This window comes from Micromonospora sp. MP36, from assembly GCF_008119785.1.
In the GTDB taxonomy this organism is placed as follows: domain Bacteria; phylum Actinomycetota; class Actinomycetes; order Mycobacteriales; family Micromonosporaceae; genus Micromonospora.
Map to the genome: position 1 here is coordinate 1 of NZ_VSFA01000015.1, position 19,366 is coordinate 19,366.

Annotated in this window: 17 protein-coding genes and 1 pseudogene; 11 read left to right on the forward strand and 7 right to left on the reverse strand. The window is 70.0% G+C overall.

What is annotated here, in order from left to right; genetic code table 11:
* From FXF52_RS14395 to FXF52_RS14410, 4 genes are all read left to right on the forward strand, one after another.
* A partial coding sequence (locus FXF52_RS14395) for a class I SAM-dependent methyltransferase (RefSeq protein WP_148797394.1) occupies positions 1 to 823 on the forward strand: 823 nt, incomplete at its 5' end.
* An 8-nt stretch (positions 824 to 831) separates the two neighbouring features.
* Entirely contained in the window at positions 832 to 1,083 is a 252-nt protein-coding gene (locus FXF52_RS14400; protein ID WP_187413499.1) for an acyl carrier protein, read from the forward strand.
* On the forward strand, positions 1,080 to 1,919 hold the full coding sequence (locus FXF52_RS14405) for an acyl-ACP desaturase (RefSeq protein ID WP_148797395.1): 840 nt from the start codon (positions 1,080 to 1,082) through the stop codon (positions 1,917 to 1,919). Before FXF52_RS14400 ends, FXF52_RS14405 begins: the two co-directional genes overlap by 4 nt.
* Positions 1,916 to 4,915, forward strand: a complete 3,000-nt coding sequence (locus tag FXF52_RS14410; protein WP_148797396.1) for an aminotransferase class I/II-fold pyridoxal phosphate-dependent enzyme — start codon at positions 1,916 to 1,918, stop codon at positions 4,913 to 4,915. Before FXF52_RS14405 ends, FXF52_RS14410 begins: the two co-directional genes overlap by 4 nt.
* A gap of 20 nt (positions 4,916 to 4,935) precedes the next feature.
* Here the strand turns inward: FXF52_RS14410 and FXF52_RS14415 are convergent, their stop codons facing one another.
* The gene (locus FXF52_RS14415; RefSeq protein WP_148797397.1) at positions 4,936 to 6,780 is read right to left on the reverse strand and encodes an RNA-guided endonuclease TnpB family protein; all 1,845 of its coding nucleotides are present in this window, start codon (positions 6,778 to 6,780) and stop codon (positions 4,936 to 4,938) included.
* Between FXF52_RS14415 and tnpA the strand changes: the two genes are divergently transcribed.
* On the forward strand, positions 6,673 to 7,089 hold the full coding sequence (gene tnpA / locus FXF52_RS14420) for an IS200/IS605 family transposase (RefSeq protein WP_148797398.1): 417 nt from the start codon (positions 6,673 to 6,675) through the stop codon (positions 7,087 to 7,089). The genes FXF52_RS14415 and tnpA overlap by 108 nt on opposite strands.
* Before the next feature lie 153 nt (positions 7,090 to 7,242).
* Here the strand turns inward: tnpA and FXF52_RS14425 are convergent, their stop codons facing one another.
* Positions 7,243 to 9,051: a M14 family metallopeptidase gene (locus FXF52_RS14425; RefSeq protein ID WP_222870515.1), complete on the reverse strand. Its 1,809-nt coding sequence runs from the start codon at positions 9,049 to 9,051 to the stop codon at positions 7,243 to 7,245.
* Positions 9,052 to 9,444: 393 nt separating this feature from the next.
* Entirely contained in the window at positions 9,445 to 10,041 is a 597-nt protein-coding gene (locus FXF52_RS14430; protein WP_148797399.1) for a TetR/AcrR family transcriptional regulator, read from the reverse strand.
* Between the two features lie 47 nt (positions 10,042 to 10,088).
* Between FXF52_RS14430 and FXF52_RS43055 the strand changes: the two are divergent.
* Positions 10,089 to 10,637: pseudogene (locus FXF52_RS43055) on the forward strand (GNAT family N-acetyltransferase); the annotation flags it as partial.
* 645 nt (positions 10,638 to 11,282) lie between these two features.
* On the opposite strand, the gene FXF52_RS14440 reads toward FXF52_RS43055, so the two are convergent.
* Both FXF52_RS14440 and FXF52_RS14445 read right to left on the reverse strand, forming a co-directional pair.
* The gene (locus tag FXF52_RS14440; RefSeq protein WP_148797400.1) at positions 11,283 to 12,011 is read right to left on the reverse strand and encodes a 5-formyltetrahydrofolate cyclo-ligase; all 729 of its coding nucleotides are present in this window, start codon (positions 12,009 to 12,011) and stop codon (positions 11,283 to 11,285) included.
* Positions 12,012 to 12,021: 10 nt separating this feature from the next.
* Complete coding sequence (locus tag FXF52_RS14445; protein ID WP_148797480.1) at positions 12,022 to 13,212, reverse strand: helix-turn-helix transcriptional regulator; 1,191 nt, start codon at positions 13,210 to 13,212, stop codon at positions 12,022 to 12,024.
* Between the two features lie 390 nt (positions 13,213 to 13,602).
* On the opposite strand from FXF52_RS14445, the gene amcA reads away from it, so the two are divergent.
* The 5 genes from amcA to FXF52_RS14470 all read left to right on the forward strand — a co-directional run bounded on the left by amcA (position 13,603) and on the right by FXF52_RS14470 (position 17,056).
* On the forward strand, positions 13,603 to 13,770 hold the full coding sequence (amcA, locus tag FXF52_RS43860; RefSeq protein ID WP_305069346.1) for a multiple cyclophane-containing RiPP AmcA: 168 nt from the start codon (positions 13,603 to 13,605) through the stop codon (positions 13,768 to 13,770).
* The gene (locus tag FXF52_RS14455) at positions 13,767 to 14,114 is read left to right on the forward strand and encodes a hypothetical protein (protein WP_148797402.1); all 348 of its coding nucleotides are present in this window, start codon (positions 13,767 to 13,769) and stop codon (positions 14,112 to 14,114) included. The genes amcA and FXF52_RS14455 overlap by 4 nt, the downstream gene beginning before the upstream one ends.
* 323 nt (positions 14,115 to 14,437) lie before the next feature.
* Positions 14,438 to 15,172, forward strand: coding sequence for a hypothetical protein (locus FXF52_RS14460; RefSeq protein ID WP_148797403.1), 735 nt, complete (start codon positions 14,438 to 14,440; stop codon positions 15,170 to 15,172).
* 330 nt (positions 15,173 to 15,502) lie between these two features.
* Positions 15,503 to 15,871 carry a nuclear transport factor 2 family protein gene (locus FXF52_RS14465; protein ID WP_148797404.1) on the forward strand — a complete coding sequence of 123 codons (369 nt, stop codon included), beginning with the start codon at positions 15,503 to 15,505 and terminating at the stop codon, positions 15,869 to 15,871.
* Positions 15,872 to 16,291: 420 nt separating this feature from the next.
* A complete protein-coding gene (locus FXF52_RS14470) occupies positions 16,292 to 17,056 on the forward strand; it encodes a DUF998 domain-containing protein (RefSeq protein WP_148797405.1) in 765 nt (254 codons plus the stop codon).
* Positions 17,057 to 17,122: 66 nt separating this feature from the next.
* Here the strand turns inward: FXF52_RS14470 and FXF52_RS14475 are convergent, their stop codons facing one another.
* Positions 17,123 to 18,043, reverse strand: a complete 921-nt coding sequence (locus FXF52_RS14475; RefSeq protein ID WP_148797406.1) for an RNA polymerase sigma-70 factor — start codon at positions 18,041 to 18,043, stop codon at positions 17,123 to 17,125.
* Complete coding sequence (locus tag FXF52_RS14480) at positions 18,040 to 19,236, reverse strand: NAD(P)/FAD-dependent oxidoreductase (RefSeq protein WP_148797407.1); 1,197 nt, start codon at positions 19,234 to 19,236, stop codon at positions 18,040 to 18,042. Before FXF52_RS14480 ends, FXF52_RS14475 begins: the two co-directional genes overlap by 4 nt.
* Positions 19,237 to 19,366: the final 130 nt, after the last annotated feature.

The following is a 19,366-nucleotide window of genomic DNA, read 5'->3' on the forward strand; positions in this document are numbered from 1 at the left end:
CGACGTCGACAACGAGTTCTTCCGGCTCTGGCTGGACGAGCGGATGAACTACACGTGTGCCGTCTTCGACGACACCGACGACCTCGAGGCCGCCCAGGTCGCCAAGCTCAAACTGCTGCACCGGTACGGCCGGGTCACGCCCGACTCGCGGGTGCTGGACATCGGCTGCGGCTGGGGCGCCAACCTCGAATACCTGGCCGTCGACCGGGGCGTCCGCGACGTCCACGGCATCACCTTGTCGGAGGCCCAGTACGCCGAGATCCGCCGCCGCGACCTGCCCGGCGTCACCGCGTCCTGCGTGGACTACCACGACTACACGCCGCCGGTCCGCTTCGACACGATCATGTCCATCTGCATGATCGAGCACGTCTGCACCCCAGAGCAGGCCCGCGCGGGGGAGTCGGTCGCCCGCTACCGGGACTACTTCCGGCGGGCTTGGGAGTGGAGCCGTCCGGGCGCCCACTTCGCGCTGCAGTCGATCCTGCGCAACCGCGCGCCGCGCATCCCCGCCGACATCCGCGAGGTCGGCTGGGTCACGTACCAGATCTTCCCCGGCGGCATAACCCCGCGCATGGAGGACATCGTGGCCGCGGTCAACCCGTACTGGGAGATCGCGGAGGTGCGCACCCGGCGGGAGGACTACCGGCGCACCTGTGCGCACTGGCGCGACCGGCTGCGCACCCACGAGCAGCAGATCCGCGACCGCTGGGGCGGGCAAATCTTCGCCGACTACGACCGCTACCTGACTGCGTGCATCCGCGCCTTCGAGATGCACTACCAGTCACTCGCGCAGTGGTCGCTGCGCCGCATCGACGAGATCTAGGAGTACCCGTGTCCACCGATGAGCTGCTGGCCCTGATCGCCGCCGGGATCGCCGACGTGACCGGCCGTCCCGCCCCCGCGCTGACGGTCGACGCCGACCTCGCCACGCTGGGGCTGGACAGCCTGCAGGCCCTGGAACTGGTCGCCTGGGCGGAGGAGCGGCTACGGGTCCGCGTACCGGACGAGGAACTGGCCACCGTCCGCAGCATCGGCGACCTGTCCGGCGTGCTCGCCGCCCGACTGCCGGCCGGTACGCCATGACCGACCGGGCGCTGCGGGAGGCGTTCCACCGCGAGTTCATGACCTTCTTCGAGCAGGCCGAACGGACCCGCCGCTGGAACGTGTTCACCGACATCGACTGGGACCGCCTCGCCGGCCACGACCCCGACCCGCGGCTGACGCTCTCCGCGGAGACGTTCTGCGGCGTGGAGATGTACCTGCCGGACTACCTGCGCGCCCACCTCGACCTGATGCGCAGCGACTACGGCCGCGCCTGGTTCGCGGCGAACTGGGGCTACGAGGAGGCCAGACACTCCCTGGTGCTCCGCGAGTACCTGCGCCGCAGCGGCGCCCGCACCGACGCGCAGCTACACGACTACGCCGACACCGTACTGGCCCGCCGCTGGGAGCCGCCCTACGACGACGGCCGCCGGATGACCATCTACGGCGCCCTGCAGGAGCTGACCACGTTCGTCATCTACCGAAAGCAGCGCCAGTGGGCGACCCGGCACGGCGACCCGGTGCTGCCGGAGATCTACCGCCTGGTGGGGCGCGACGAGATGGCCCACTCCCGCTTCTACCTGAAGATGATCCGCCTACATCTGGCCGACGACCGGTCGGGCACCCTCGCCGACCTCGCGTACGTGCTGCGCACCTTCCGGATGCCCGCCGAGGACCTGCTGCCCGACTACGCCAGCCGCATCGAGGTGATGCGCGCCGCCGGCATCGACCGCGGCGTCTTCCTCGCCGAGGTGGTGCTGCCGCTGCTGCGCGCCCTTCAGCTGACCCGGCACGACCTGCCCCGGGTGCCCGCCCAAGCGGTCACCGAGATCCCCGGGCCACCCGGGCTGCTCACCGCCGCCGGATCCGCCGGATGACCACCGCCGCCCCGATCGCCGTCGTCGGCGCCGCCTGCCGCTTCCCCGGCGCCGCGAACCTCGACGCCTACTGGGACCTGATCCGCACCGGCCGGGTCGCCACCGGCCGGGTGTCGCCGCACCGCTGGCGGCACGGCTGGATGCACGACCCCGACGACGCCCGGGCGGCGGACTTCGCGTACACCGACGTCGTGGCCCACCTGCCCCAGGTGGACACCTTCCCGGCCGCCCGGTACGCCCTCGCGCCCCGCCGCGTCGAGGTGACCGACCCGCAGCACCGGCTGCTGGTCCAGGTCACCGAGGACGCACTGCGCCATGCCGACGTCGACCTGCCCCGCGACCGCACCGGCGTCTACGTGGGCGCATCGGTCAGCGAGTACAAGGACCTGCTGACCAGCCGGATCCGCGCCCGGCAGATGGCCGCCGGCGAATTCGGCACGCCACTGGACCCGCAGGCCGCACAAGCCGCGGTGGCCGGGGTGGCGCCGCCCCGCGCGTACACCATTCCCGGGACCCTGCTGAACATGGCCGCCGCCACCGTCAGCGCGGTGTTCGACCTCGGCGGACCCAGCTTCGTCGTCGACGCCGCCTGCGCGTCGGCGCTCGTCGCGGTGCACGAGGCCGTCGTCCACCTGCGCGCCGGCCAGTGCGACCTCGCCGTCGCCGGCGGCGTCTACCTGAACCTCGTACCCGACAACCTGATCGGCTTCTCCCGCATCGGCGCGGTCTCCCGCACCGGCGTGTGCCGCCCGTTCGACCGGCGCGCCGACGGCTTCGTGCTCGGCGAGGGCGTCGGCGTCGTCGTCCTCAAGCGCCTCGACGACGCCCTCGCCGCCGGTGACCAGGTGTACGCGGTCATCCGCGGCACCGGCTGCGCCAACGACGGCCGCGCCGAGGGACCCATGACCCCGCGCCTGGACGGCCAGGTGACCAGCCTGCGCCGGGCGTACGCCGACGCCGCCGTGGACCCGGCCACCGTGGGATTCGTCGAGTGCCACGGCACCGCCACCCCGGCCGGCGACGCCGTCGAACTGGCCGCCCTGCGCACCGTGCTCGGCGACGGCACTCCAGTGCACGTGTCCTCGGTCAAGGCGAACATCGGCCACACCATGTCCCCCGCGGGCATCGCCGGCCTGCTCAAGGCGGTCCTGGTGCTCCGGCACGCGACCGTGCCACCACAGGTCAACTGCGAGGACCCCGAACCCGCCCTCGGCGCGCTGCGCATCGCCCCCACCGCGCAGCCCTTGCCCACCTGCGGCGACGGTGTGCCACACCGGGCCGCGGTCAGCTCGTTCGGCTTCGGCGGCACGAACGTGCACGTCGTTCTTGAGCAGGCCGCCGGCCTGCCGCGACCGGCGACCATCCCGGCCCCGGCCGGCGACGCGGTGCGCTACTGGGCCGTCCGGCGGGGCCCCACACCGGAACCGCCCACCCGCGCAGCCGCGCCCGTCGCCGTCGACCCCGCTCCGGCCGCCGCGCCGCCGGTACGGTCGGCCCTGCTCGCCGCCGTCGCGAAGGCGGGGTCCTACCCGCCGGACTCGCTGCGTGCCGACCAGGCCCTCGTGGACGACCTCGGCTTCGACTCGCTGATGCTGATCGAGCTGGAGGAACAGCTGATCTCGGCACATCCGGAGCTGGACCAGCTTCCAGAGGATCTGCTGCGGCGCACCACGACGATCGCCGACATCGACGCCTGGCTGACCGCGACCTTCGACCCGGCAACCGACCCGGCCGGAGCGCCCACCGACGCGACCGACCCGGCCGCTGGTCCCGACGTTGCCGCCGCCCGCCAGGCCTCCTCTGCCGTCCGGGGCCCGGTGCCGCCCGAACTCGCCGCATTCCAGGAGCGGCTCTCCCTCCCGGAACGCATCGGCGTGGCCAACCCGTACTTCGTGCCGCACGACGGCGCGCTCGGCGCCACGACCCGCATCCGCGGGACCGAGTTGGTCGATTTCTCCGGCTACGACTACCTCGGCCTCGCCACGCATCCCGCCGTGGTCGCCGCCGCCACCGACGCCCTCGCCCGCTACGGCACCTCCGTCTCGGCCAGCCGGGTCGCCTCCGGGGAACGGCCGCTGCACCGCGACCTGGAGGAGGCCGTGGCGGCCTTTCTCGGTACGGAGGCCGCCCTGGCCATGGTGAGCGGACACGCCACGAACGTGAGCGTGCTCGGACACCTGCTGCGACGCGACGACCTGGCACTGCACGACGCGCTGGCGCACGACAGCATCCTGCAGGGCATCCGGCTGTCCCGGGCGCACCGCCGATCCTTCCCGCACAACGACCTCGACGCGCTCGACCGGCTGCTCACCGAGCTCGCACCGCGCCACCGCCGGGTGCTGGTGGCAGTCGAGGGCGTCTACAGCATGGACGGCGACCTTGCCGACCTGCCCGCCCTCGTGGAGCTGCGCCGCCGGCACGGGTTCCTGCTCTACGTTGACGAGGCGCACAGCCTCGGGGTGCTCGGCGCGACAGGCCGCGGCGCCGGGGAGCACTGGGGGGTGCGCCCGTGCGACGTCGACGTCTGGATGGGGACGCTGTCCAAGGCGCTGGCCAGCTGCGGCGGCTACGTCGCCGGCGATGCGCAGCTCATCGAGTACCTGCGCTACACCTGTCCGGGATTCCTCTACAGCGTCGGTCTTCCGCCGGCGTCCGCGGCGGCGGCGCTGGCCGCACTGCGCCAACTCGGCGACGAACCCGAGCGGGTGGTGCGGTTGCGCGACAACGCCCAACTGTTCCGGCGGCTGACCGTCCGCGCGGGCATCGAGGTAGGCGCCGGGTCGGCGCCGGTCGTACCGGTCATCACCGGCGGGTCGGAGGTCGCATTGGTGCTGGCGGACCGGATGCGGCAGCGCGGCGTCAACGTCCAGCCCATCCTGTATCCCGCGGTCGAGGAGACCGCCGCGCGGCTGCGCTTCTTCATCAACGCGACCCACACCCAGGCGCAGATCGAGTCGACGGTCGAGGCGCTGGCGCAGGAGCACGGGCGGCGGTGACGCCACCCGCAGAACCGAGCTCAGCTGGCACCGGTGAGATAGCCGGTCACGACAGGGCCGACCCGGGCGGCGAGCTCGTCCGACGTCATCGCCGCGACGGGCGGTAGCTGCACGACGTACCGGCACAGGGCGAGGCCGAGGATCTGGCTGGCGATGAGGCCGGCCCGCCGTGCGGCCTCGGCCGGGTCGGGGCAGCCGGCAGCGACGGCCGGGGCGACCTGGGTGGCGAAGATCTGCCGCATCCGCTCCGCGGCGGCGTTGTTCGTCACGGCCGCCCGCAGCAGCGCGGCCAGTGACTCGTCCACCTCCCACCGCTGCAGGAAGTGGCGGACCAGCGCCTCGCCCAGCCGCTCTTGCGGGAGTTGGCGGGCGTCCGGCAGGTGCAGGTCGAACTCGGCCGCCGCAGCGAAGAGCTTCTCCTTGTTGCCTTGACATCCACTCCTGCCTAGGGGCGGGAGATTCCCGCTTCCAGCGCCGGTTGCTTGCAACGCTGGGTGGGTGGGTGGTCGACAGGACGCCTTTCGGTTCCTGTCCCGGACTGCCCGCCCGGTGAGTGGGGGCGTCGCCTCGGCGGCGTCCCTGATGTTGATCGCGGCGTTCACGTCAGCGTTGGCCTGGTGTCCGCAGGATCCGCACCGGAACGTCGCTTGGCTTTCGCGGTTGTTCGGGTGTGTGTTCCCGCAGCGGCTGCACCGCTGGGAGGTGAACGCAGCTGGCACCTTCACGATCCGGGTGCCGGTGGTGCGTCCCTGGTTGGCCAGGGCTGTCTCGAACATGCCCCAGCCTTTGTCGAGGATTGCCCGGTTCAGTCCGGCCTTCTGCCGGACGTTCGTGCCGGGTTCCTCGATGGTGCCTTTCGCGGTGGCGGTCATGGCCTTGGTGTTGAGGTTTTCGAGCTTGACGATCGCATGCTGGGCGCAAATCCGGTTGGCGGCCCACATCACGAAGTCACGGCGGCGGTTGCGGATCTTCGCCTCGGTCCGGCCGATCTCCGCACGGACCTTACGGGCACGGTTCGAGGTCTTCAGGCCGCGCTTACGGCGGGCGGTTTCCTGCCGGCCGGCCTTCGACTTGAGTCGGGCCAGGTCGCGTTCCTGGCCAGCGGTCGTGAAGGCTCTGTTCCACATGCGGCCATCGGACATCGCTAGGGCGACCTTCACTCCACGGTCGACGCCCACGACGGTGCCGGGCTGGGCGTGGGCCTCGGGCGCCTTGACGCCGGCGTGGACGCCGAAACCGATGTGCCAGGCAACGCCGTCGAAGGACACCACCGCGTTGCGGACCGCGCCGCCCAAGGGGCGGGACCAACGGAAGCGGACCTCGCCGACCTTCGGGAGGGTGACGGCGCTCCAGCGGCGGTTGAGGCGGCGGACGTGGACCGCCTGACCGGGGAAGGGAATCGACAGCCGGACAGAGCGACGTTTACGGGTCGGCGCCCCGGCGGGATGCTGCGGATTCCACCAGTTCTGGTACGCCTGGTTTAGTTGGCGCAGTACCTGCTGGCCGGACTGTGCCGGCAGGTCGGCGACCCAGTCGAAGTCCCTACGCGCCTGCGTCAAGGAGGCGCACTGCGCGGCGAGCCCGAGGGTGACCTTGCGCTGCCGCCAGGCGAACTGGCGCTGCTCCCAGGCGGTGTTATACAGCCAGCGGCACGTGTGCCCCCACGAGGCCAGACGCACGGCCTGCTCGTCGCTGGGGTACAGCCGGTACCTGCGGCCCGTATCCGCCTTCACACTGCCAATCCTACACTTGGTGTCATGGTCGACGGGTACCCGATTCGCACTGGCAGGCACTGCACTTTCCTGCTTCACGCTCACTTGGTTTTCGTCACGAAGTACCGGGCGTGCGTCTTCACGGACGAACATCTGCGCTACCTCGAACAGGCGATGCGGCAGGTGTGCGAACAGTTCGAGTGCGAGCTGGTCGAGTTCAACGGCGGAGACAACCACGTCCACCTGCTGGTCAACTTCCCGCCCAAGGTGGCACTGACCCGGCTGGTCAACTCCCTCAAGGGCGTGTCCTCGCGTTACCTACGCCGCGACTTCCCTGACATCCGCCGCTACTATTGGCGCGGCACCCGACTGTGGGCCGGCTCCTACTTCGCTGGCTCCCTCGACGGCGCACCGCTGTCAGTGCTGCAACAGTACATCGACCAGCAGAACCACCCCAACTAGCCGGGGCGCCCCAAGAGCTTTCGCGGCCTTCGGCCGCACGAAATCGGAAAGCCGCTGCACCACCGACCTGAAGTGCGGTGGTGCAGCGGCTTGTCTTGGTAGGCCGCGGAGGTGTCCCCGCCCCGCCATGCGGAGCGGGGGCACCTCAAGCGATCAGCTCAGGCGTACGGAGGCGGTGTCCAGACCGCCACGAACGCTGACCGCCTTCACCGTGATGGAGTCGGTGCCGGTCCTGACCACCCGAAGCCGGACCTTCTGCTTGTCGTCACCGTCCAGGTAGAACTGCGGCGCGGCGCCCACGGCGCGGGCGCCGTCGACCTTGACCGTGTCCGGAGCGACGATCTTGATCTCCTTCGCCTGCTCGAGAGCCGTCGGAATGCGGCCGGTGTTCCTGACCGTCGCCGTGATCTCGTGCGTCGCGCCGTCGCTCTGGGTGCCCGTGAGCTTCTTGGCGGTGACCTCGGTCAGGTCGACCTGCGGCAGTGACTCGAGCAGATAGAGGTTGAACCGGGCCTGGTTGGCAGCCCAGGTGCCGATCAGATCCGCCGACGGGTTCTGCGACCAGAACTTGGGGTTGATCCCGCCGATCTCGACCTTCCCCAGCTTGGGATGTTGCACCTGGGTCCACGGCAGGAAGCAGTTCGTGCGGCCGTTCTCGGCGCACCACCGCGACCGCTCCCAGTCGGCATACCTGCCATCCTTGTCGAAGTCGACGTAGTCCCCACCGTTCCAGATCTCGTCGCCGTACCAGACCGCGCCGTACTGGAAGTAGCCGAAGTCAGGGCCGTGCCCGAACAGCGGCGTCGGCTGGCCACCATTGCGCGTGGCGTAGTCGATGTAGACGCTTCCCGTGTTCCGGTAGCCGGTGAACGAGGCACCCGCCTTGTCGAAGTGCTCGTAGAGCTTGCGGTCGCTCGCGTACATGCACTCGACGGGGTCGCAGGTCGACGGTCCCCGCAGATGCATGGGCACCCGCGTGTCCATGCTGTTCACCGCACCGATGTTGGTATGCGACATCAGCCAGGTGTACACGTGCCGGGTCTCCGGCTCCGACAACGGGTACGCGCCGGCACCACCCTGGGTCAGGTTCCGGCCGGTCGCGTCGTCCGCCGGCATGACATGCCAGTTGTACGGGTAGTTGCGGTGCAGGTCGAGACCGCCGACGCCGTCCTCGTTGTAGCGGCCGTCGCCGTCGTTGTCGACGCCCTCGGAGAACATCAGGTAGTCGCCCTTGCCCGCGCCGACGCTGAGCATGGCGTTCCCGGCCGGATCCCGCTCGTCGACGACGTGGGTTCCCTTGCCCGCGCCGACGTACTGACGCATCTGGCTCAGGTACCCGTCGCCATTGAGGTCCTCACCCGGGTCCTCGTCGCGCTTGCCGTCCCCGTCGTTGTCGTCCGGCCGCACCGTCGACCGGTTCGTCTGGGCCGTGTACAGGTACATGTCGTGGCCGTCGGGATTGTTGACCGGTCGGATGTACACGGTCTTTTCGTCGAGCAGTTTGTCGACTGTCTCGTCCTTGCCGGCCTGGGTGATGAGATGGTGCGCCAGCCACAGCGAACTCTCGGCCGACGAGATCTCGCCCGAGTGGCGATTCCCCTCGAAGTAGGCGGCCGGCTTGTCGGTGTCCGCGCCGGTGGACTTGTTCGTGATGGTCAACTGGTAGATCGGCTGACCGCTGTAGCTCTCGCCGACGATGTGCAGGTCGACGAGGTCGGGACGCTCGTGGGCCCACTTCTTCAGCCACCACTGGATCTCGATGCCCGTGTGGAAGTGCGCGAAGTCCATCTGGCCCGGGGTCTTCGGCTGCACCTGGTCGTATTTGACGACCTCGAACGTGCTGTCTCCGTCCCGCTGGCCGGCGATCGTGATGGTGGCGGAGGTGGGTGTCACGCTGCCCGGGAACGGACCCGGATCCTGCGGCGGCTGTAGACCGACGGTGTAGGCGGGGGCCGCGGACATGGCGGCGCCGTCAAGTCGATGCGCAGCGCCTGGCCCCCACAGGTGGGTGGCGCCCAGGACGAGGGCGCCCGCTGCCAGGGGCACCAATACGGAGGCGGGGCGGATGCGCCGGAGGAAATGCTTCTTCGCCGGCGGGTGCTGGATTGGTACGTCGTGCGAGGAGGCTTGTCGCTGACCGGATGAACTCTGTGCGGGGTCGGAACCCAAGGCAATCTCCCACTGTCACTTTTGGTGCTCTCCCATACGCAACAGGCGCGGGAGTCACACGGTGTAAGGGGGCCGCCACCCAACGGGTACTCGAGTTCCGATCACCGTAGTCGATCATTGCATGGATGTAAATGCCTAAGCGGAACTGACTCCTTACCGCGGGCCAGTGCCGGCGCGGGTGGGTGGTCAGGCGGTTCTGCGGGTGAGCGATGCGACGAAATCGTCGACCAGCCGGGTCTGCGCCGGGGCCGGCAGCCGCTCGGGGTCGAACAGCGCCTGGACCACCAGGCCGTGGGTGAACGCCAGCACGATCGTCGCGAGCCGGCCTGAGTCCCCGTCGGGAAGCTCGCCCAGCCGTTGTGCTTCCTCGATGGAGGTACGCAGGCCTGCGCGGATGCGTTCGTAGCGAAGGCTCTGGGCGGCGAACAGGTCGGGGTCGGACAGGGCGACGTCCCAGGAGCCGACCCAGATCCGGTTCATCGCCGCTGCGTCGGGGGTCAGCGGGAGGATGTTGAGCATCTGGGTGCGCAGCGCCGCCAGTCCGGGTGCGGGCGCGGCCTGCCGGGGGCGCTGCGCGGTGCGTACCTCGAGGATGTCGAGGGCGTGGGCGATCAGTTCGCGCTTGCCCGCGAAGTAGTGGGTGACCAGTCCGGTCGAGGAGCCCAGGGCCGCAGCTACGGCGCGCATGGTGAGGCCGCCGAAGCCGTGCTCGGCCAGGACCTGCCACACCGCCTCCGAGACGTCCTGGCGTCGGGAGTCATGGTCGGTGCGTGCGGGGCTCATGGCCTGCTAGCATACATGCCAAACGTTTGTTATGTACGGAGGTTGTGATGTTCGCGCTGCCGCTCGCCGACTCGGCCGTGCTGCGCCCACTGGAACCGTGGCAGGCCGAGGAGTTCCTCGCCCACCTGGACCGGGCGCGCGAGCACATCACGCCGTGGGTCTCGCCCGCCTTCGTCGCCCGCGATCTCGGCGAGGCCCGCGCCGTACTGCAGCGTTACGCGGACAAGCGGGCTCAGGACGGCGGCGGCATCTGGGGCATCTGGCTGGACGGCCGCCTGGTCGGCGGCGTCATGTTCGTCTCCTTCGACACCGCGCTGGGCGTCTGCGAAGCGGGCTGCTGGCTGGAGCCCGGCGCACAGGGCCGCGGGCTGATCACCCGCGCCGCGGAGCGGATCATCGACTGGGCCGTCGAAGAACGCGGCATTGCTCGCGTCGAATGGCGCACCAACGCCCGCAACGAGCGCAGCGTCGCGGTCGCGCAGAGGCTGGGAATGAGCCGCGACGGAACGCTGCGCCAGCTCTACCCGGACGGCGCGGGCGGACGGATCGACCTCGAGATCTGGTCCGTGCTAGCCGACGAGTGGCGGGCCCGACGCGCCGGCCGACCGGCCCCTCCCACCGACCGGGGCATCATGTCCGCCGAGGTGAAGGCCGAACTCGACGGCCTGATGGCCACCTTCCTGGGTGCCTTCGCCAGTCCCGGCGGCACCAGGCCGAACGTCGAGGCGATCTACGAGGTGTTCATCCCCGAAGGGATGATCATCAGCAACGCCGGCGCGACCCCGGTGGTCTACGACCTGCGCCAGTTCGTCGATCCTCGCGAGAAGATCCTCACCGACGGGACGCTGACCGAGTTCCGGGAATGGGAGACGTCGGAGACCACCGAAATCCATGGCTCGATCGCCCACCGGATCAGCGAGTACCGCAAGTCCGGCTACCTCCACGGCGAGTGGTTCGAGGGCCGGGGCGTGAAGACCACCCAGTTCGTCAAAACCCCATCGGGCTGGAAAATGAGCTCACTGGCCTGGGACGACGAGCCCGCCCTCCGGCCTGCCACAACCGCAGCCGACACAGGCCGGACACGATGAGCACAGACGCCCCGCTCAGGAGCGCGGCGGGGCGATGATGTCGAAGGTCCGGCCCATGATCCGATCCTATTCACGGCCGCCGGACGACACGATCCCGTTTCGCGGGCGCAAGCCTGCCGGCGCTCCTGGGCTCACCTGGACATCACGTCCTATCTATGGCGTGTGCCAGCTTGTGCCGTGTAGTACGGGGATGCTGTCGAGCTGGTCGCGACGGAGGCTTTTCCCGATGATGCCGGGCGGTCGTTCCCGGCTGGGTCGGTACGCGAGTACCTCGATGGGGGTGATTGCGAGATCGACGGTGAAGTCGTGGCTTGCGTGGGGTAGCTCCTCGTCGAGGAGTTGGGTCTGGTGGATGGTGGTGGCGATGGCGGTGTTCGTGGTGACGAGTCCGGCCTCGGTGAGGAGTGCGATCTCCAGGTCGGAGTAGCCGGCGCCCTTGCCGACCCGTACGCCGTCCCGCCGGCTGATCGCGACGCTGCCGCAGACGATCAGGTCCACTGGGCGCATGTCGTCGGGGCCGACTGTGGGGGCGATCTCCGGTGCCCTGGTGCTGGTGGCAGCAGTCTCGAATGGGACCGTAAGCACGGCCGGGTCGAGCAGGTAGAAGGGCTTCGGTGTGGCGAGCCGCGGGACCGCCATGTAGAGCAGCTTGCCCTCTTTCAGGGCGCGTACGCGGACGGGCAGTTGGGCTCGGTCGGGGTTGCACTTGATGACGCGTGCCTGCTTCCAGACATCCAGCTCTGCTAGTCGGGCGGCGGCGTCTTCCTTGCCGGTGAAGTCGGGGATGTGACCGTGGACGCCGGTTGGTGCGGCGCCTTCGCGTTCGAGGAGGTCCCAGACGCGTCGCCGGACGGACTGCTTGGCGTGGTCGATGCTGGTCACGCTGTTGCTCCTATGGGGTCATGAGAGTGAGCAGTCGGTCGTTGACGTCCTGGACTGAGGACTGGTTGCGCCAGGGGCGCAGCTGGCGGGCCGCGGCGAAAGCGAGGTTGAGCCCACCCCCGGCGCGGGTTCGCTCGATGACATCGATGGCCTGGTGCAGGTTGGACGTGGCGGCATCGACGTCACCGTGAAGGATGCTGGCAAGGGCGAGATTCCCGAGGACGACGGCGGTCGACTTGCGGCGTGCGGCGATGAGTTGTCGGGCCTTTTCCAAAGCAGCTATGGCGTCGGCGGGCTTGCTCAGAGACAGCCAGCAAGAGCCCGCGAGCCGCGCGTGGTGGCTGGGACAGAAGAGGGCAGAGGCCGGATCCCGAGGATCTACCGAGGCGAAGTGATCTTCAGCGGCTCCGAGGGCGATGAAGCAGTCCCGGGTCTGGCCGAGCATCGCGTGCGCTTCGGCACGGTGCAGTTGGGCGAGGCCCGCGATCACGTGGCTGTGGGTGCGGCTTACGGCGGCGGCGCGTACGGTCAAGGCAATGCCAGCCGTCGGCTGCTTGGTGCCGTAGAGGGCAAGATAGCTCTTGCGGAGCAGCGCGTTAGCCTCGGTGACCACGTCGCGGGTTTCCTGCGCGGCGCGGATCGCCTGATCGAAGTATGCGGCGCTGGCGGGGTGGTCATGCCGCTGAGAGGCGTCCCACACGAGCTGGCCCATCAGCGTGGCGGACTCGGCGACAGCTGCGGCCAACTCGCGCTGAACCAAGCCGTCGCTGGCGTGCTGACGAAGGAAGGCCGTCTGACCGTGCAGCTGGCCCGCCTCGGCGAGCAGGAGCGTCGACGGTGTCCGGTCGTAGCGCTCATCAAGGTGCTGCACACGCTCCCGCAGGTACGCGACGGTGACCAGGTCGACGCGGCGGGGGTGCCGCAGCACATAGTTGAGACGCTCGTTGGGCGGTGACGGCGGCTGGCCGACATCGGCCAACAGGTCGGCCAGTTCCTCGACCGACAGTTTGAGAGCCGTCGCCAAACGCGGTCGATGCCACGGCTGTGGATCAGTTTCTGCTCGTTCCCACCGCACGACGGTGGAGCGGTCGACGCCAAGAACTTCGGCGAGGCGTTCCTGGCTCAAGCCGACCGCCTTGCGGCGCTCGGCCAGCCGATATCGGCGTTTGCCGGCGCGCCGTCCTCCTCTGCCGCTGACCATCACGGATCAATTCATCCAGCTCACGCGGCGTAGCGCAATGAGGATGCGCCAGTTCTGCGTCATTGCCGCCCTGGGAGCCGCATGCCCTCGGCGGTTGGGTGAAGACACGGGCGGCGATCAAGCCCGACCTACCGAGCGGGGGTGCGAGGAGTTGAGCTCCGAGGAGCTAGATCGAACTGAGGCAGTTGCCGAGCAGGCCAACCTCTGGCATCGGTCGCTGCCGCCGCAGCGCATTCCCGCTCGTGTGTGGGTGATGCCTCGCCTGCGTGCTGCCGTGCGGGCTGCGTGGGTGGGTGACCGGCGGGCTGCTCCCAGCCGCCGTGGTGTGGCGGTGGGCTCGCCTTTCCCCCGACGAGCCCACCGCTCACTAGCCCGGATGGGGGTGCCGGAATGACGGTGTATGTCTCGCGTAACGCGAGGGCCGACCAGTCCGGGCGACCTGAATCCCTTGCGCGCGTTCCTGCGTGGCAGCAGGCGCGGCCCGCTGATCCGCCGCTGCTCACCCACGTGTGGCGTCGGTTGTTCGAGCAGCAGGCCCGAGAAGGCGATCGCCGATGACCGAGGACCAGCGCCGCATCGTGGGGCATCCGATCGCGGGGGAGCCCGTGGAGCATCTGCCGTTGCGCCCGCTGTGGCTGTGCCGCCGGTGCGGGCAGCCGTGGCCCTGCGGGGCGGCGAAACTCGCTCTCCTCGCCGAGTACCAGGGCAGCCCGGTGAGCCTGTTCCTCTACCTGGCCGGCTGCTTGCATGATGCGATCGACGATCTGCACCGGCTCAACCGGAGTGAAACGGGCGACGCCGGTGACATGTTCGATCGGTTCCTCGGCTGGCCCGCCCGGCACACCCGCTCCTACCGGGTCAACGCGATCGGGGCCACGCAGGGCGAGGAGACGGCACGGTGAGCCGCCGTCTTCACAGCCAATCGCGAACAGGATGACACCGCTGGCCGCCCTGCTCCGTCGAATTGTTGAGCCGATCAGAAGCGCACCGCACTATTCCGTGCCGGTGCGGCAACCACGGGCGACCGTGCGCCGTCCAACCACTGGGACCGGCTGTTGGCCGGCGCGGCGGAAGGACGGCGAACGAGATGGGCCAGCGAAGCTGTCTCTTGACGATGGTCGCGGTCGGGGTCCTGATAGCAGGCTGCGGCGGCGGGGCAGGGCTGGACGAGTCTCCGCCGCATGCCCTGCCGCCGGTCACCGCAGGCCTGGGATCAGCGGATCCAGTGGCACTGCTGGGCAACTGGACCCTGGCCGGGGTGGCCGAGGAGCCGCGCGGCATCCTGCGCCTCGCACCTGACCAGATCCAGCTCTTCGGCCGCTGCGGGATCCTGGTCGGTTCCTGGCGGGCCGACGCTGGTGGTTTCTTCGTCGCCGGCATGTTCGGCTCAACCGGGGCGGAGGGCGGTCGCGGCTGCGACAGCGCCCCCGGACAGAACCCGCAATGGCTGAACCGGGTCACGTCGTACCAACTGGAGGGCGAAACGCCGTTGCTCCTCGACGCCGACGGCGCGGTCGTTGCCCGGCTCCTACCGGGGGCGACACCGACGCCCGGGCCGTACCTGGCTGCGTCCGAGGTGGGGCCGCCGGAGATCACCGACGAGGTCCGGCGGCGGTTCGCGCCCGCAGCCGCGCTGCCGGCGACCCTGACTCCCGCCACCCGAGACCGGCTCGTCGGAAAATGGGTGCCCGTGAGCGGGCCGAGGAGGGCGTACGTTGAGTTCAAGGCCGACGGCGAGTGGCGCGGCTCCGACGGCTGCAACGGCCAGGCCGGGCGCTGGGTGGTCGACCCCGCAGGCGCGTTCCTTGCCACCACCGGGCCCAGCACCCTGATCGGCTGCGACGGGGTGCCGGTCGGGGCCTGGCTCTCCTCGTCCTGGCGGGCCGGACTGGACGGCAAGACCCTGGTGCTCCTCGACGCCCAAGCCAAGGAGGCAGGCCGGCTACGCCGCGCCGGCTGACCGTGCCCGGGCGTGCGGCTCCCTGTGACGGGACCACTGCATGGAGGGCTGCCGGTCGCGCGCTGGCCGCGCCCCGGGAAAGTCGCGTGTGAGGAGTCCGCCTCGGTCGGGATCCGCTGCCGGTCTGTCAGGATGTGCGAGGCGATGCCCTCATCTGACGGTGGCTGCAGTTGCCGGAGGTGCCGGCGGTCGCCGAGCAGCGCAGCATCAGCGAGAGCAGCGTCCGGCGATCCCCGAGCACGGCGGCGTTGATGGGACATCCAGAGCGCGGCCGGTCGTGGCACTTCTCAACATGAACGGCAAGCATCTTGGCGAGAGGAACGAACAGGCATGTCGCGGAACATCGAGACCGTCAACACCTACCTGGACGGTTTCCGCAAGAACGATCACGAACAGATCCTGTCCTGCCTTACCGATGACATCGAGTGGACCGTCTTCGGCGCCTTCCGCCTGACCGGCAAGGAGGCCTACGACAAGGCCATCGACGGCGCACCCGCCTTCATCGACCCTCCCGAGTTGGAGGTCGTGCGCATGGTCGAGCAGGGCGACGTCGTCATGGCTGAGCTCACCGGCACGGCGAAGCGTGCCGCGGGCGGGGTGATGCGCATGTCCATGGCGGAGGTGTTCGTCATGCGCGACGGCAAGATCGCTGAGCGCCGCGCCTGGGTGATCGAGCTCAAGGAGAACGAGTACCGCTGAGTCGACATCCCGCTCTGCTGGCGCCCCCGCCTTGTTCGAAGTCCATGACGGCGCCGTGCGGGACATACGGGCAGCGGTCCTGATCAACGCGGGTGCGGCGCCCGTGGGCGAAACGCCTCCGGGTTCGGGTGGGAGACGTTTTTCCGGGTGGCCGTGAATCTGGTCAGGCGCGTGGCGTAGATCGTCGAGCGGCGGGTACTCGGCGGAGCGCCTCTGGTCGCCAGCACGGATCCCGGCAGGCGATGCGGACGAGCAGCCTGATCTGGCTCTGCGGTCCCGATCGAGTGGGAGACGGCGAGAGCCGCGAACAGGTGTGCCTCGATCCCTGACCCTGAACGAGGCGCGCTCCGCAGGCGCCCTTGCCGGCTCACACGGCAGGAAGGGGCACATGTCATTGCCTTCGGGATAGGGGAGGGCCGGATGACCGACGCCCGTGCCGCACTTCGGATCGCCAACCGGCTCGGCCGGCTCCTCGGATTGACCGCCGCCGCGCTGGCGCTGGTGCTGTTCGCCCTGTTGCACGTGCTGGTGAGCCGGCTCAGCCCGGTCACCGACACGATCAGCGACTATGCCCTCTCCTCGGGCGGCTGGATCTTCGACACGGCGGTGCTGGTGCTGGCCGCCAGTTCGGTGTGCCTGCTCGGTCCGTTGCTGTGGCGGCGGCAAACCGCCGTACCCCTGGCCACCGCCTGCTACGCCTGCTGGTGCCTCGGACTGGTGGTGTTGACGGTCTTTCCGCGCGACCCGGTCGACGCGCCGGTCACCGCGACTGGCGAGATCCACAAGTGGGCATCCGTGGCCGCCCTGCTCAGCCTGCCGCTCGGCGCGCTGCTGACGGCCCGTCGGCGGCGCGGGCCGGGGGCCCGGGTGGTGGCGGTGACGGCGGCCGTCTGCCTGGTCGCCCTCGTTCCGTTCGTCACCGCCTACCTGGCGAGTTCGCCGCTGAAGCCGTACCTCGGGCTGGTCGAGCGGGCCGTCGCGTTGGGCGAGGTCATCCTGCTGTTGTTGCTCGGCACGATCCGCCTGGGCCTGCAGGCAACCACGCAGCTGACGGCGGCAGGATCGACCCCGGGCGTGATTCAACCCGGCAGCCGATCACGTCAGCGTGCCGTGGATGGGCGGGGTGGCGGGGCGTACCGGGTGGGAGGTGTCGCGGGAGCGCGGCCACGCGCTCCCGGCCGATGATCTTGACGGCGGACAGGTCGGCGCTGCCCCTTCGACCGCCGGCCGAAGGGACAGCGACCGCCCGGCTCACTCCGTCCCGACGTCGTGCGCGGTGCCATCGGCGACCGCCCGGAGCTTGTCCGGGTTGGCCACGTTGTGGATGGCGGTGATGCGGCCTTCGGCGTCGAAGTCGAAGGTGACGGTCGCGATCACGCGGCCCGGACCGCGGAACACGATGCCCGGGCCGCCGTTGAGCTCAACGACTTCGACCTTCATGTCGGCCGGCTCGACGCCCTGGTAGGTGACGGTGCCGATGGCGGCGAACCAGGAGGCCACCGTGGCTGCGCCGACGACCGGGCGGAGGGCCTGGCGGACCTTGCCGCCGCCGTCGGTCCACAGGGTGACGTCCGGGGACAGCAACTCCATCAGCGCATTGATGTCACCGCCGGTCGCGGCGGCGAAGAACCGCTCGGTGACCTCCCGCTGCCGTGACCGGTCCGCGGTGAAGCGCGGCCGCCGGGCACGCACATGGTTACGGGCACGGTGCGCGGCCTGCCGTACCGCGCTCTCGGAGCGCTCCAGGGCCTCCGCGATCTCGGCATGGCTGAAGTCGAAGACCTCCTTCAGCACGAACACCGCGCGCTCGAGCGGGCTCAGCGTTTCCAGCACCACCAGCATCGCCGTCGACACCGACTCGGCGTCGGTGACGGCGTCGGCGGTGTCGCCGGTGGTGAGGATGGGTTCCGGAAGCCACGGTCCGACATAGGTTTCTCGTTTGTGCCGGGTGGAGCGCAGTCGTTCCAGCGCCAGGTTCGACACGATCCGGGCCAGGTACGCCTTGGGATCGGCCACCTGCGCGCGGTCGGCGGCGGACCATTTGATCCAGGCGTCCTGGACCGCGTCCTCGGCGTCGGCCGCGGTGCCGAGGATGCGGTAGGCCACCGAGAAGAGCAGGTTGCGATGCTGGTGGAAAACCTGCTGGTCGAGGTCGGAAGGCAGGTGGGTCACTGCGCCTCCCTGGTGAAGCGGCCGCCGTGGGGCCAGAACGCGCCCGAGGCGGGCATCTTCTTCATGCGGCCGTAGGTCGGCCAGGGCGAGGCGGTCACCGTCTCCTTGTACCGCGCCGCCACGGGACCGGTCAGGTACATCCGTCGGGGGCTGTCGTCGGGGTGGGTGAACTGTACGACCGCGTCGTGCCGGCCCAGGCTCACCGGTGTGTGGTAGTAGCCGAAGCGGAAGGGCTTGGGCTGCTTACCGGCCAGCGTACGGATGATCGAGATCGCGGCGTGCACCCCGGTCGGCATACCGCCCTGGCAGGTGCCGTGCATGACGCCGTAGCCCTGGCGGATCGCTGCCGCGTCGCCCACGGCGTACACGTGCGGGTGCGACACCGACCGCAGCGCGGCGTCGGTGACGACGCGGCCGCGCTCGTCGACGGTCAGCCCGGCGGCGGCCGCCAGCGGTGACACCCGCGTGCCGCTGGTCCACAGGACCGCATCGGCGGCGATGCTCTCCCCGACGGCCAGCTCGACCGAATCGGGCAGCACCTTCACCACGTCGACCCCGCTGCGCACCTGCACACCCAGCCGCTGGAGCGCGGACTGCAGATACGCCCTGGCCTTCGAGTTCATGGCCGCACCGGGCTCCCCCCGGCCCAGCAGCACGACGTTCAGTTCCGGATGCTGCTCGGCGATCTCCGCGGCCGACTCGATGCCGGTGAGCCCGCTGCCGCCGACCACCACCGTGCCGCTGCCCAGCTGCGCGAGCCGGGCGGCCAGCTGCTCGGCGTCCTGGGCGCTGCTCAAGGTGTACGCGTAGTCGTCGACGCCCGGCACCGCCGCCGTGTCGGCCACGCTGCCCAACCCGTACACGAGCGTGTCGTAGTGCAGGACCCGGTCGTCGTCGATCCGGACGGTCTTCGCGTCCGCGTCCACCGCCGTCACCCAGCCGCGCACGAACCGTGCGCCCGTACCGTCCAGCAGCTCCGGGATGCTCAGCTCGGCGAGCCGCTGCCCGGTCGCCGTCATGTGCAGCCGCAGTCGCTCGGTGAACCGCTCCTGCGCGTTCACCAGAGTCACCTGCACGCCGTTGCGCCGCTTGACCCGGGCCGCGAGCTGGACTGCCGCGGACATGCCCGCGTAACCCGCGCCCAGGATGAGGACGCGGTGGGGGGTCGTGCCGGCTTCGTGCTGAGTGCTCATCGTCGCGCCTTTCTCCAGGTGTTGCTGACGACCAGCAGATGGAAGCTGCCCGCCCGTCCGTGACATGAGGCCCATGTGACGCACAGCACAGCGTTCGCCGCCGCGACGTCCTGCGCTGGCCGCGGGTGAC

Excerpts from the sequence above, each read along its gene's own strand:
- FXF52_RS14405 (WP_148797395.1), top strand. The coding sequence starts at position 1,080 with ATGACCGACCGGGCGCTGCGGGAGGCGTTCCACCGCGAGTTCATGACC.
- FXF52_RS14410 (WP_148797396.1), top strand. The coding sequence starts at position 1,916 with ATGACCACCGCCGCCCCGATCGCCGTCGTCGGCGCCGCCTGCCGCTTC.
- tnpA (WP_148797398.1), top strand. The coding sequence starts at position 6,673 with ATGGTCGACGGGTACCCGATTCGCACTGGCAGGCACTGCACTTTCCTG.
- FXF52_RS14415 (WP_148797397.1), bottom strand. The coding sequence starts at position 6,780 with ATGTTCGTCCGTGAAGACGCACGCCCGGTACTTCGTGACGAAAACCAA.
- FXF52_RS14425 (WP_222870515.1), bottom strand. The coding sequence starts at position 9,051 with ATGTCCGCGGCCCCCGCCTACACCGTCGGTCTACAGCCGCCGCAGGAT.
- FXF52_RS14430 (WP_148797399.1), bottom strand. The coding sequence starts at position 10,041 with ATGAGCCCCGCACGCACCGACCATGACTCCCGACGCCAGGACGTCTCG.
- FXF52_RS14445 (WP_148797480.1), bottom strand. The coding sequence starts at position 13,212 with ATGGTCAGCGGCAGAGGAGGACGGCGCGCCGGCAAACGCCGATATCGG.
- amcA (WP_305069346.1), top strand. The coding sequence starts at position 13,603 with ATGACGGTGTATGTCTCGCGTAACGCGAGGGCCGACCAGTCCGGGCGA.
- FXF52_RS14455 (WP_148797402.1), top strand. The coding sequence starts at position 13,767 with ATGACCGAGGACCAGCGCCGCATCGTGGGGCATCCGATCGCGGGGGAG.
- FXF52_RS14465 (WP_148797404.1), top strand. The coding sequence starts at position 15,503 with ATGTCGCGGAACATCGAGACCGTCAACACCTACCTGGACGGTTTCCGC.
- FXF52_RS14470 (WP_148797405.1), top strand. The coding sequence starts at position 16,292 with ATGACCGACGCCCGTGCCGCACTTCGGATCGCCAACCGGCTCGGCCGG.
- FXF52_RS14480 (WP_148797407.1), bottom strand. The coding sequence starts at position 19,236 with ATGAGCACTCAGCACGAAGCCGGCACGACCCCCCACCGCGTCCTCATC.